Source organism: Streptacidiphilus jeojiensis, from assembly GCF_042510965.1.
Classification (GTDB): domain Bacteria; phylum Actinomycetota; class Actinomycetes; order Streptomycetales; family Streptomycetaceae; genus Streptacidiphilus; species Streptacidiphilus jeojiensis.
Genome location: NZ_JBEUKS010000006.1, coordinates 216,422 through 228,615, shown reverse-complemented (window position 1 = coordinate 228,615; position 12,194 = coordinate 216,422). Strand labels below are relative to the sequence as shown.

General features: G+C 72.9%; 11 protein-coding genes. 9 read left to right on the top strand and 2 right to left on the bottom strand.

Annotation, left to right across the window (positions count from 1 at the left end; translation table 11 throughout):
- Positions 1-143 precede the first annotated feature (143 nt).
- Together ABUW04_RS18610 and ABUW04_RS18605 are read left to right on the top strand one after the other, a co-directional pair.
- Positions 144-1,328: a sensor histidine kinase gene (locus ABUW04_RS18610; protein WP_380565992.1), complete on the top strand. Its 1,185-nt coding sequence runs from the start codon at positions 144-146 to the stop codon at positions 1,326-1,328.
- Positions 1,325-2,059 carry a response regulator gene (locus ABUW04_RS18605; protein ID WP_380565797.1) on the top strand — a complete coding sequence of 245 codons (735 nt, stop codon included), beginning with the start codon at positions 1,325-1,327 and terminating at the stop codon, positions 2,057-2,059. The genes ABUW04_RS18610 and ABUW04_RS18605 overlap by 4 nt, the downstream gene beginning before the upstream one ends.
- A gap of 92 nt (positions 2,060-2,151) precedes the next feature.
- Here the strand turns inward: ABUW04_RS18605 and ABUW04_RS18600 are convergent, their stop codons facing one another.
- Positions 2,152-2,805 carry a hypothetical protein gene (locus ABUW04_RS18600; RefSeq protein ID WP_380565796.1) on the bottom strand — a complete coding sequence of 218 codons (654 nt, stop codon included), beginning with the start codon at positions 2,803-2,805 and terminating at the stop codon, positions 2,152-2,154.
- Positions 2,806-2,944: 139 nt separating this feature from the next.
- Here ABUW04_RS18600 and ABUW04_RS18595 point away from each other — a divergent pair, with 139 nt between their 5' ends.
- Positions 2,945-3,454, top strand: a complete 510-nt coding sequence (locus ABUW04_RS18595) for a GNAT family N-acetyltransferase (RefSeq protein ID WP_380565795.1) — start codon at positions 2,945-2,947, stop codon at positions 3,452-3,454.
- Between the two features lie 62 nt (positions 3,455-3,516).
- On the opposite strand, the gene ABUW04_RS18590 is transcribed toward ABUW04_RS18595, so the two are convergent.
- Complete coding sequence (locus ABUW04_RS18590) at positions 3,517-4,773, bottom strand: hypothetical protein (protein WP_380565794.1); 1,257 nt, start codon at positions 4,771-4,773, stop codon at positions 3,517-3,519.
- Positions 4,774-5,035: 262 nt separating this feature from the next.
- Between ABUW04_RS18590 and ABUW04_RS18585 the strand changes: the two genes are divergently transcribed.
- From ABUW04_RS18585 to fxlM, 6 genes are all read left to right on the top strand, one after another.
- Positions 5,036-6,886, top strand: coding sequence for a glycoside hydrolase family 35 protein (locus ABUW04_RS18585; protein WP_380565793.1), 1,851 nt, complete (start codon positions 5,036-5,038; stop codon positions 6,884-6,886).
- A 729-nt stretch (positions 6,887-7,615) separates the two neighbouring features.
- Positions 7,616-8,371, top strand: a complete 756-nt coding sequence (locus ABUW04_RS18580) for a VOC family protein (protein ID WP_380565792.1) — start codon at positions 7,616-7,618, stop codon at positions 8,369-8,371.
- A 92-nt stretch (positions 8,372-8,463) separates the two neighbouring features.
- Positions 8,464-8,835, top strand: coding sequence for an arsenate reductase family protein (locus ABUW04_RS18575; RefSeq protein ID WP_380565791.1), 372 nt, complete (start codon positions 8,464-8,466; stop codon positions 8,833-8,835).
- A gap of 119 nt (positions 8,836-8,954) precedes the next feature.
- Positions 8,955-9,608 (top strand): hypothetical protein, encoded by a 654-nt coding sequence (locus tag ABUW04_RS18570; protein WP_380565790.1) that lies wholly within the window; start codon positions 8,955-8,957, stop codon positions 9,606-9,608.
- Positions 9,609-9,723: 115 nt separating this feature from the next.
- Positions 9,724-10,836: a baeRF3 domain-containing protein gene (locus ABUW04_RS18565; RefSeq protein ID WP_380565789.1), complete on the top strand. Its 1,113-nt coding sequence runs from the start codon at positions 9,724-9,726 to the stop codon at positions 10,834-10,836.
- A gap of 39 nt (positions 10,837-10,875) precedes the next feature.
- Positions 10,876-12,189: a methyltransferase, FxLD system gene (fxlM, locus tag ABUW04_RS18560; RefSeq protein WP_380565788.1), complete on the top strand. Its 1,314-nt coding sequence runs from the start codon at positions 10,876-10,878 to the stop codon at positions 12,187-12,189.
- Positions 12,190-12,194: the final 5 nt, after the last annotated feature.

The window sequence follows — 12,194 nt, the reverse complement described above, 5'->3', positions numbered from 1 at the left end:
TCGGGCCGCTCCCCGGTCGTCGCGCCGAGGAGCCGTCTTCCCGTCACCGGTGCCAGCGACTCCCCCGGCCCGCGCATCCCCCATAGGAGGGATGGCCGTGTCCCCGACCCGAGGGTCGCCAGTGCACCGTCCCAGCGGTGACAATGATCGACGTGGGCCGAGCGGACGAGACCAGGCAGGGCCGGCACCGACCGGAGGGGCAGCTCCCCGTCCTGGTCGGCGCCGTGCTGGCGGTGCTGGCGACGGTCGAGTGGGCCGTCCGCCCCTTCACCGAGCACACCTTCCAGCTGAACCTGCTGCTCTTCCTGCTCGCGCTCGCCACCACACTGCCCCTGGCCCTGCCGCGCCCGGACGTCGCCGCCGTCGCCGTCACCCTGGCGGTGGTGCTGTCGCTGCTGCCGTTCCACACCCTGACCGGCGCCGGGGCCTGCGCCGAGTTGTTGGCGCTCTACCGGCTCGGCCGCGGCGGCGCGCAGCTCCCGGCCGCCGGCCTGGCCCTGCCGTTCCTGCCGCTGGCGCTCAGCGACCCGTCGGACACCGCCACCAGGGTCCTCGCGGTCCTGCTCGCGGGCCTGGCGCCGGCGGCCGCCTGGGCCGGCGCCGCGCTGCGGGCCAGGGACGAGGCGCGGGAAAGCAGCGCCGCCCGGCAGGTCGTCGTCGGCACCCTGCTGGAGCACACCGCGCGCGGCGAACGGGCCCGCATCGCAAGGGAGTTGCACGATGTGGTGGCCCATCACATCTCCATGATCTCGGTGCAGGCCGAGACCGCCAGGCTGACCACCCCCGGCCTGCCCGCCGCCGGGGCGCAGCGGCTCTCGGCGATCGGCGACACCGCACGCGCCGCGCTGACCGAGATGCGGCGGCTGCTGGGCGTGCTGCGCGAGGACGCCGGCACGGACACCGCCCCGGCACCCGCCGAGCGCCGCCCCCAGCCGGGCCTCGGTGAGCTGAACGAGCTGCTGGACGACGCCCGGGACGCGGCGGGCACCGGCACCCGGCTCATCCTGCGGGGGCTGCCCGACCGGCTGGACCCGGGAGTCGAACTGGCCGCCTACCGGATCGTCCAGGAAGCACTGACCAACGCCCGCCGGCACGCGCCGGGCGCCGCCGTCGACGTGGAGCTGCACTACACCGACGACGCACTGCTGCTGCGCATCCGCGACAACGGTCCCGGCCCGGCCCCCGAACCGGCGCCCGGCGGCCACGGACTGCTCGGCATGCGCGAACGGGCCGCCGCCGTGGGCGGCGAGCTGCACACCGGGCCGGCCCCGGGCGGCGGCTTCCTCGTCGAATCCGTACTACCGACCAGGTCGGAGGCCGTCCGATGACCACCCCTCAGTCCACCCCGCCGGCCATCCTGCCGTCCGGTCCACCCCCGCTGCGCATCGTCGTCGCCGACGACCACCAGGTGGTCCGCACCGGCTTCGCCGCGCTGCTGGACACCCAGCCGGACTTCACCGTCGTCGGCACCGCCGGCGACGGTACCGAGGCGGTGCGGATCTGCCGCGAACTGCGCCCGGACGTGGTGCTGATGGACGTCCGGATGCCCGGCACCGACGGGATCGAGGCCACCCGCCAGCTCACCGAATCGCTCCCGGAAGCCGACCGGCCGCGGATCCTCATCCTGACCACCTTCGACCTGGACGAGTACGTCTACGACGCGCTGCGCGCCGGCGCCAACGGCTTCCTGCTGAAGGACGTCACCGCGGAGCGGCTGTTCGACGCGGTGCGGATCATCGCCGACGGCGAAGCGCTGCTCGCACCCACCGTCACCCGCAGGCTCATCGGCGAGTTCACCCGGCAGCGGCCACCCCGTCCGGACGACCGGCCCGCCACCGCGCTGACCGCGCTCACCGACCGCGAGACCCAGGTGCTCCGGCTGCTCGCCGAGGGCCTGTCCAATGCGGAGATCGCGGTCCGACTGGTGGTCACCGAGGAGACCGTGAAGACCCATGTGAGCCGGATCCTGGGCAAGTTGGGGCTGCGCGACCGGACCCAGGCCGTGGTCGCGGCCTACGAGACCGGACTGGTCGTGCCCGGCACCCACGACCCGTCCTGAGCCGGATCCGCTCCGGGTCACCTGGGCGGGTGACCGCGCTGTGGTCCACGGTCACCGACCCAGGTGACCCGGAGGCTTCATCCCGCGACCGATCAGTCGCTGCTCCCGGCCTCGACAACGGCCCCGGACGCCGCGTCGGCCGCCGCGCCCTGGCCCTGGGCCTGGTAGAAGACCGTCGCGCCCTGCTTGGCCTTCTCCGCCTGCCCCCGCCGGACCAGCGCCTCGGCGGCGCCGCGGGCCAGGTTGGTCTGCACCGTGGTGGCCTCGGCGCCGAAGAGTTCCTGCGCGATCTCGCTGGTCTTCTGCGGGTCCGGCCGCGCGCTCAGGAACGCCAGCACCCGCGCGGGCAGGCTCGGCGCCGCCCCGGTGGCGGCCGGCGCCTTCTCCGCCGCCTTCCGCCTCGTCGCCCGCGGAGCCTTGGGGGCCTTGGCGGGCTTGGCGGCCCGCGCGGCCCTGGCGGGCTTCGCCTCCCGCCGCGGCGCCGGCACAGTGACGTCGGCGGCGACCGCTTCCGGGGCCGCCTCCTGACCCGGCGTCGGAGCCGCGACCGGCTCAGCGCCCGCCTCGGGGCCCGCCTCGGAGCCGACCGCGGCCAGGACCCCCTCCAGCCAGGCCTCGGTCTCGCGCAGCGCCGGCAGCTGCTCCTCGATCTCCGCGATCCTCGCCCTGACCGCGTCCAGCCGGACGGCGATGTCGGTGGCCACCTCGGCCGAGATGGCGGATCTGCTCAGTTCCTCAGCATGCATACGTTGTTGCCTTCGCCCAGTGCGGGCATGGGATCGCCCGCGTGACTGCCGAGCATAGACACTTCAGCCAATAACCGGTCACAGGAACGCTTCCACGGGCAGGGCATAATTTGGTGAAATCCGCACAGGGAGAGCGCCGATGACAAGCGACAGGACGGCAGTTCGGATCGCCGAACTGGGCAGCGAGCATGCCGACGAGGTTCTGACGATCTATCAACTCGGGATCGACGAGGGCAATGCCACCTTCGAGACCACCGCCCCCGGTTGGGAGGTTTTCGACAAGGCCAAGCTCCCGACGCACCGCCTGGTCGCGCTGGACGCGGACGGACGGGTGCTCGGCTGGGCCGCGGTCTCCGCGGTCTCGGAGCGCTCCGCCTACGCCGGGGTGGTCGAGCACTCGGTCTACGTGCACCCGGACGCCCGGGGCCGGGGCGTGGGCGCCGCGCTGCTGGATGCGCTGGTCCGCTCCACCGAGGCCGCGGGCATCTGGACGGTCCAGTCCGGCATCTTCCCGGAGAACACCGCCAGCCTCGCCCTGCACCGGCGCGCCGGCTTCCGGGTGGTCGGCACCCGCGAGCGCGTCGGCCGCCAGCACGGCCGCTGGCGGGACGTCGTCCTGGTCGAGCGACGAAGCCCCGCCGTCAACTGAACCGCCGTCAACCGATTGAACTACCGTCCACCGATTGAACCGCCGTCAACCGGTCCCGGAGGTCACTGGCTCCGACGCCGCCGCCGACGGGCCACCAGGGCCAGGGCGGTACCGACGACCGTCAGCCCCGCCGCGGCACCGGCCAGCGGGGTCAACCGCTGCGAACTCCCGGTGTCCGCCATCTGCGCGCGGTGCGCGGCCTGCCTGATGTGCTCGCCGGGCTCCGTCTCGTCGTCCGACGACGGAGTCGGCAGTTCGACCGTGGCCTGTGCGGTGACCCCGGTCGCAGTGCCGTCGTTGAGCAGCTCACCGGTGACGACCAGATGTCCGCGGCCGACGCTCGGAGCGAGCCGCACCGTGAACGAAGCCGTGGTCGACCCGCCCGACTGCAGCGCTCCGCCCGCGACCGGGACCTCCGTGGTGTAGGAGCTGCCGGCCCGCTGTCCCCCGGAGCGCAGGCTGCGCACCGAGGCGCCGGTCGGCGTCACCGTGACCGTATCCGCGCTCAGGTTGGACACCCCGCTGAAGGTGACCCTGGCCGTGGCGTTCGGGATTCGGACGCCGCCACTGGGGCTGATGAAGGTCAGCTCGGCCGGGAAGCTCCCGCCCGGCTCGGCCCGGGCCGGCGCCCGCACGGGCGCCTCCCGGGCGGGGGACGTCGCGAAGTTGAACCTGCTGCCGCCCACCCGGACGTCGTCGACATAGGTGTCCAAGGACGCGGAGGCGTCCCCCAGCGCTCCGACGTTCAGGATCACCCCGGCAACGGTGGCCTCGCCGCCCGCTGCCGCGAGGAACTGCTTCAAGGTGGCGTCGCTGCCCGCCGCGAAGGTGCCGAACGCCCGCGAGGTGCGCCACTTGGAGGTCGAGCGCTGCACGAACTCATGCCAACTGCCGGCGGTCACCCCTCCGTTGAGCTGGGGTTGGAAGCTGAGCGTGGTGAAGGTCGGTGCGGTGATCACCAGTTGCAGATTGGCGCCGAAGGGAACCGCACTGGCGGTCGAATCGCTGCCGTTGACATACAGGTCGTAGCTCATCGGCTGCGTGGAGACGGTGCTGAGCTTGCCGTTGAGGATGTGCCCGAGCTGGGCGCGCTGTCCGGGGCCGATCTTCAGCCGGGCGCTGCCGTCGCTGAAGTCCGGGTCCGCCAACGTGCCGATGGCCGCGACACCGTTGCTGTCCGGGGTCACCGCCCACGGACTGCCCTTGTCGATCTGGGCCTGACGCACGGTCACCACACCGGCGGCCTGGGCGGACGGCCAGGCGAGCCCGGCCATGAGGACCGCGGCCGAGGCCGCGGTGACGACTCTGCTGGAACGCACGGGGACTCCTGGTCGACGGGGAGCGAACCGGGGACCCACCCAGCAACACGCATCAGGGCCCCGACCTGGGGACCGACACCGCACCTTGCGCCAGCCGGCCGCCGAGGTTCACCCCTTCGAGCGCCCCCGACCGAACGCGTGGACCCGACCGGACCATGCTTGACCCACCCGGGCAGGGCCCATACCCTTCAGCTTTGGAAAGCGCTTTCCAGGCACCCGGGCCACCGAGCGCTCCGCCACTCCCCTGCCCCCGGAGAGCGCCATGCCCAACCGTCCCACCCCGCCCCCGCAATCCCCACGACCCCCCACCCCCGAGACCGCGTCCGGACTGACCGTCGTCGCGGACTCCTTCCTCCGCAACGGCCGCCCGCACCGGATCGTCTCCGCCGCGATCCACTACTTCCGGGTCCGCCCCGAACTCTGGCACGACCGGCTGCTGCGGCTGCGCGCGATGGGCGTCAACACCGTCGAGACCTACATCGCCTGGAACGTCCACGAGCCCGAGCCGGGCGTCTTCGACTTCGACGGCCCGCAGGACGTGGCCGCCTTCATCACCCTCGCCGCCGACCTAGGCCTGGATGTCATCGTCCGCCCCGGCCCGTTCATCTGCGCGGAGTGGGAGTTCGGCGGACTGCCCGGCTGGCTGCTGGCCGACCCCCTGCTGCGCCTGCGCCGCAACGAACTCCGCTACCTGGCGGCGGTGGACGCCTGGTTCGACGTCCTGCTCCCGGTCCTGACGCCGCTTCAGGCCGGGCGCGGAGGCCCGGTCGTGGCCCTCCAGGTCGAGAACGAGTACGGCAGCTTCGGCAACGAGACCGCGCACCTGGAGTACCTGCGCCAGGGACTCCTGCGGCGCGGCGCCACCGACTGCCTGCTCTTCACCGCAGACGGCGCCGGCGACAACTTCCAACTCGGCGGCAGGATCCCCGGTGTGCTCTCCAGCGCCACCTTCGGCTCCCGCCCGGAGGCCGCACTGGTCACGCTGCGCCGGCACCAGCCCGAGGGCCCGCTGTTCGTCTCCGAGTACTGGCACGGCTGGTTCGACCACTGGGGCGAGCCGCACCACACCCGCGACGCCGAGGAGGCGGCCCAGGTCCTCGACACGCTGCTGGCCGCAGGCGCCTCGGTCAACATCTACATGGGCCACGGCGGAACCAACTTCGGCTGGTACAACGGCGCCAACCACACCGGAACCGTCTACCAGCCCACCGTCACCAGCTACGACTACGGCGCCCCGGTCGGCGAGGCCGGCGAGCTCACCGAGAAATTCCACCGCTTCCGCGAGGTCATCGCCCGCCACCTGGGCCCCAACCCACACCAACTGCCCTCACTGCCACCAAGGCTGACGCCAAGACAGCTCCATCCCGAAGCCGTCACCGCCCTCCGCGACTCCCTCGACCTGCTCGCCAAGGCACACCACCGCGCGGAGCCCGAGCCCATGGAGACGCTGGGCCAGTCACTGGGCCTGATCCACTACCGCACCCGACTGCGCGGACCGCTGCCGCAGGCGCGACTCTCCGTCGACGGCCTCGCCGACCGCGCCCAGGTCTTCCTGGACGGCGCCGAACTCGGCGTCCTGCACCGCGACCGCCCGAACCAGACCCTCACCATCGCCGTACCGGAGCAGGGCGCCGTGCTGGAACTACTGGTCGAGAACCAGGGACGGATCAACTACGGCCCACTGCTGACCACCGACCGCAAGGGCATCAGCGGCGGCGTGCGGCTGGACAACCAGTACCAGTTCGACTGGGAGATCCGCCCCCTACCGCTGGCCGACCTCACCCCACTCGAGTTCCCAACCCCCCATCTCTCCCCGGCTTCGCCGCCCACCGGCCCCACCTTCCACCGCCTCCACCTGGACATCGACACCCCGGCCGACGGCTTCCTCGCCCTGCCCGGCTGGACCAAGGGCATGGTCTGGCTCAACGGCTTCGCCCTGGGCCGCTACTGGGCCGAAGGCCCGCAGGAGACCCTCTACGCCCCGGCCCCCCTCTGGCGGCCCGGAACCAATGAGCTCATCGTCCTGGAACTGCACCAACCGGGAGCACACCTGGAACTGACGGACACCCCTCGCCTGGGAGCAACCGACAGCACACCGATCCCCCAGTGGTGACGACGCGACACGGTGGGCGGTGGAAACGCCCCACGCCTGCAACGGCAGCGTGTGGTGACGCGAGTCGGCCGCCGTCTCCCGGGCTCACGCCCGGAAAGAAGCGGCTTCGCCGCGCGACAAGGGCGGGGGTGCCTGGGCCCGGCGCAGAGCGTGCGGCGAGGGCGCGGGGCCGGGGCGCGTGCGCCGCTCCGGGCCGTTTTAGGGTCACTCGACCTACGTTGGGGTCACTGAATTCGGGCATACCGGTCAGGAAGTGTCGGACGAGTGACCCCGATGCAGGTCGAGTGACCCCAAAACCCGGGTGATCGGGCAAACCGGGGTCACTTTCGGGACAAGGTGTCACTTGATCTTGCCGATATGCCTGATTCATCCGCACATGCCCGTACCAAGAATGACCCGACGTACCAAAAGTGACCCCAGTTCAGCGGAAGGCGCCACGCAGGAACGTTTCTCCAGACCCCCACCCGGAAGGACACCGACCCGCCGCCCGGCAACGCACGCCCCACCACCCACCCCCTCCGCGCAGTTGGCCGCGAGCGACAGCGAGCCACCCCAGCCCGGGACCAACCACCGTGCCCCACGGAGGCAACGAACAGTCACCGGGAGCAAACACGCACGTCAGACACGGCAGCGGGACGGGGGCTCGGCCGCCAGACGGACCCCGCCGAACCGACGACGACGCCCCGCCTCCCCCACCGGCCGTCAGTCCCAGCTGCCAGGATGCACTCCATGGACATCTTGGATCAGAAGCTGAGTCGTAAGCAGGCCTCGGACGCGGTCGGGGCCCAGGGGTGGCGGCTGCTGCTGGGTGCCCTGCGCGCGTCGGTGCCGGTGCGGTCGCTGGCGCAGGCGGTCGAGGTCGCGGCGAGCGCGGTCAGTGCGTGCGGGGAGGACGCCGACGGACACCTGCATGTCGACATCCGCCCGGGGCGGGTCGTGCTCACGCTGCAGACGCTGGCCCAGGCCGCCGTGACCGGGCGCGACGCCGATCTCGCGGAGCAGCTCTCCGCAGTCGTACGTGCGGCCGGGCTGCGGACGGAGCCCGAGCTCGCCACGGAGACCGGTGCAGCGGCGGGCACGGAAACGGGCGCGGAGACGGGCACGCCGGCAGTGCGTTCGGTGCAGATGCTGGAGATCGCGATCGACGCGCTCGACATTCCCGCCATCAGGCCGTTCTGGCAGGCCGTGATGGGCTACACCGACGAGGCGGAACCGACCTGCTCCGGCGCCGGCCTGGTGGACCCGGTCGGGCAGGGCCCCGCGATCTGGTTCCAGCAGATGGACCAGCCGCGCCCGCAACGCAACCGCATCCACTTCGACCTCTGCGTCCCCCACGACGAGGCGCAGCACCGGATCGAGGCCGCCCTGGCGGCCGGCGGCCGACTCGTCTCCGCGGACGAGGCCCCCGCCTTCTGGGTGCTCGCCGACAGCGAGGGCAACGAGATCTGCGTGACGACCTGGCAGGGAAGGGACGCCACCCCCTGAGCCCCCCTAAGCCCCTAAGCCCCTAAGCCCCTGACCCCCGGAGCCGGCACGTCCTGGTCGGCCGCGCCGGGCTGTGCGTAGGATCTGCTGCCATGGAGATCTGGATCAATCCCCGCTGCGGCAAGTGCAGGAGTGCCCTGCACACCCTGGACGAGGCCGGGGCCCAGTACACGGTGCGCCGGTACCTGGAGGACCCGCCCACGGCGGACGAACTGGAGACCGTCCTGCAAAGGCTGGGCCTCGAACCCTGGGACATCGCGAGGACCGACGAACCGGTCGCCAAGGAGCTCGGCCTCAAGGACCCGACCGCCTGGCCCCGCACCGACGAGGCCCGCAGCAGGTGGGTCGCCGCGCTGGCCGAGCACCCCGTCCTGATCCAGCGTCCGATCATCACCGCGGACGACGGCCACGCGGTCGTCGCCCGCACCGACGAGGCCGTGCGCAGCGTCCTGCCCGGCCAGTAGTCCGGCAGTACTGCCCAGTACTCTCCCCCGCTGCCATCACATTCCGGCAACTTGGCATCAACAACCCCCCAGGGATGCCAATCTGACGCAAAGGCATATGACTCGGCGGGAGCACCACCATGGCGTTCACCAGTTCGTCCGAGCCGTTCCGGGAACCACCGCGGCGTCGGTCGCGCGGCCATGTGGCGATCGGCGTGGCGGTTCTGCTCATGTTCTGCGTGCCGCTGCTGATACTGGTGACGACGGCCACGCCGTCCCAGAACAAGGCGAACGCCGACGGCACGGTGGCGGCCGACGGGCCAACGGGCACACCGACGAACCCGGCCTCGGCCCGTCCGGTCGGCGAACTCGCCCCTGCCGCCTCCACCTCGCCGGGCGGGTCGCCGGGCGTGTCGCCGGGCGGGTCGACGGCCCCTACGTCAGCCGTTCCGAACGCATCCGCCGCCGCGTCCCGCCCGCTGATGCCTCCGCTGCCGCCGCCCGGGGCGCCCTGGCCCCCGCCGCCGGGGGCGCCGGTTCCCCCGGTCTGCGCCCTCGAGTACCGGGTCGACGCCGGCGGTGCCACCACCTGGACCGCGATGACGGCCCTGAAGGGCGAGCTGACCGTCGAGTCGGTGTCCGCCGGGGTCGCCCACCGCCAGCGCCTGCAGCTCCCCGCCGAGGTCGGCGAGCTTCCGTTGCCGACCGCCGTGGCCCGGGACCACGGGCTCCGCGCGACCCTCTCCCCCGCCGACGGCACCACCACCTCCTGCCTGGTCGGCCCACAGGCCTGAGGCGCCGGACTGCGAAGGTCGATGTCCCCGCATATGGTCGGTTGAGGTCAGCCTGTGCGCGGGTCGGGTCGGGGAGGATCGGCGCCCAGGGCCACCCACTGCGGAATGAGCCCGTATGGATCCCGTCCTCAACGCCTCCGTCCTTGCCGAGCTGCGCCGGCCGCGCCGCTACCCCGCGGTGTCCGTCCTGGTGCCCACCCACCGCCGCGAGCCGGACAACACCCAGGACCCGGTACGGCTGCGCAACCTGGTCGCGGAGGCCAAGGAGCGGGTCGCGAGCGACCCGGACGTCTCCAGGGCCGACCGGATCGACGTGCTGGAGCAGCTGGACCGCGCCGTGGCCGAGGTGGACCTGGTGCACGCCAAGGACGGTCTGGTGCTGTTCGCCGCCCCCGGCGAGCACCAGGTCTGGAGCCTCGGACGGCCGGTGCCGGCCCGGGTGGTCCTCGCTGACACCTTCGTGACCCGCAATCTGGTCTCCGCCCACATCGCCGAGCAGCCCTACTGGGTGCTGGCGGTGGCCGCGGACCACGTCTCGCTCTGGAGCGGGGTGCTGGACCGGCTGACCGAGCACCACGCCGACGGGTTCCCGCTGACGCGCAGCCTGGAGGACCCGGACTCCGAGCGCAAGGAGCGCATCGGCGACCTGCCGAGCATCTTCCGCGACGAGCAGACCCGCCAGTTCCTGCGCCAGGCGGGGGAGGCCGCCTCCCCCGTGCTGGACGCGAACCGCCGCCCGCTGTTCCTGGTCGGCGAGGCCGCGGCGCTGTCGCTGCTGGCGGAGGCCGCCACCGGCAGCGCGCTGGCGGCCTTCACCGGGGCCGCCCACGTCACCCAGGGCGGGTTGGCGAAGGGGCCGGCCCAAGCCCTGTTCAGGGCGGTCGGCCCGGTGCTGGAGGCGCAGCGCCGCCGTCGGGTCTCCGACGTGCTCACCGCCCTGGACCAGGCACGTAGCCGCCGCGAGTTCGCCGCAGGGCTCGACGAGGTGTGGCAGAACGTCACCCAGGGCCGGATCGCCTCGCTCAGCGTCGAGGAGAACTACCGGACCACCGTCCGGGACGACGGCGAGCACCTGGTCCCGGCCGACGACCCGACCCACCCCGACGCCCGCGAGGACATCGTCGACGAGATCATCGAGCGGGCCCTGGACACCGGCGCCGAGATCACCTTCGTCCCCGACGACAGCCTCACCCGCATGGAGCACATGGCCGCCGTGCTGCGCTACTGACCTTCGGCGGGGTCGACGCCCGGCAGGGAGAATCGTCCCGTGACGACAGCTCAGGCACTGCGCGACAGGATGGTGGACGCACTGGTCGCGCAGGGCGCGGTCGGCACCGCCGCGATCGAGGCGGCGATGCGGGGGCTGCCGCGCGAACTCTTCCTGCCGGGCGTGCCGTTGGAGCAGGTCTACGCCGACGACGTGGTGGTCACCAAGCGGGACGGCAGCGGCAGGGCGCTCAGCTCGGCGTCAGCGCCCGGCCTGGTCGCCGAGATGCTGCGGATGACCCGCGCCCGGGCGGGCCACCGGGTCCTGGAGATCGGTACCGCCACCGGTGTCAACGCCGGCTACCTGTCCCGGCTGGTGGGTCCGGAGGGGCAGGTCGTCACCATCGAAATCGACCCCGACTTCGCCGCCGGGGCCCGCCGCGGTCTGGCGGCGGCCGGGGCGGACAACGTGGCCACGGTCCTGGGCGACGGGGAGTACGGCGCCCCCGGCTCGGCGCCCTTCGACGCGATCGAGGTGACCGCCCAGGCCGGTGACATCGCCGCCGCCTGGCTGGACCAGCTGCGCCCGGGTACCGGGCGGCTGGTGGTCCCGCTGACCCTGCGCGGGATCTCCCGCACCTTCGCCTTCGCCCCCGAGGGCGACCACGACGACCTCAGGGACCACCGAGACCACCGGGACCCCGGGGACCTCGGGGACCCCAACGACCACTGGATCGCGGTCGAGCAGCTCCCCAGCGGCTTCGTGCCCATCCGCGGCGACGGCGCCCGGCCGCAGCGCACCCTCACGCTGCTCCCGGGATCCCACGGGCCGGGCGGCTCCGACAGGCCCGGCGGCTCCGACGGGGCACGGCTGCGCATCGACGACGACCAGCCCGCCGACCCGGCCGCGCTCAGGGCGGCCCTCTCCGCCCCGGCGTACCAGGTGTGGACCGGGACCACCGTGCCGGGCGACGGCGGTCGGGCCCTGCTGCACCTGGAATTCTGGCTCGCGGTGACGATGGACGTGTACGGACGCTTCGTCAATGTCGGCCCGACGTTGGAGGCCGGTCCCGGTCCGCTCGGCTGGACGCCCCCGTTCGGGAGTCCGGCCGGCTGGGACCGGGACACTCTGGCCTACCTCGTGCTCCGCCGCCGGCCGGACCACCCGGCCGGCTTCGAGCTGGGCGTGTGGGCTCACGGCCCGCACCGCGAGCCCCTCGCCACGTCGGTCGCGGACCAGGTCCGGCACTGGGACCGGCACCTGCGCGACGGCCCGGAACCCACGGTCCGCGCCTACCGTGCGGGCACGCCGGACCAGCGCCTCGCACCCGGCCGGATCGTCGACCGGCCGCACACCAGGATGGTCATCGGCTGACCGAC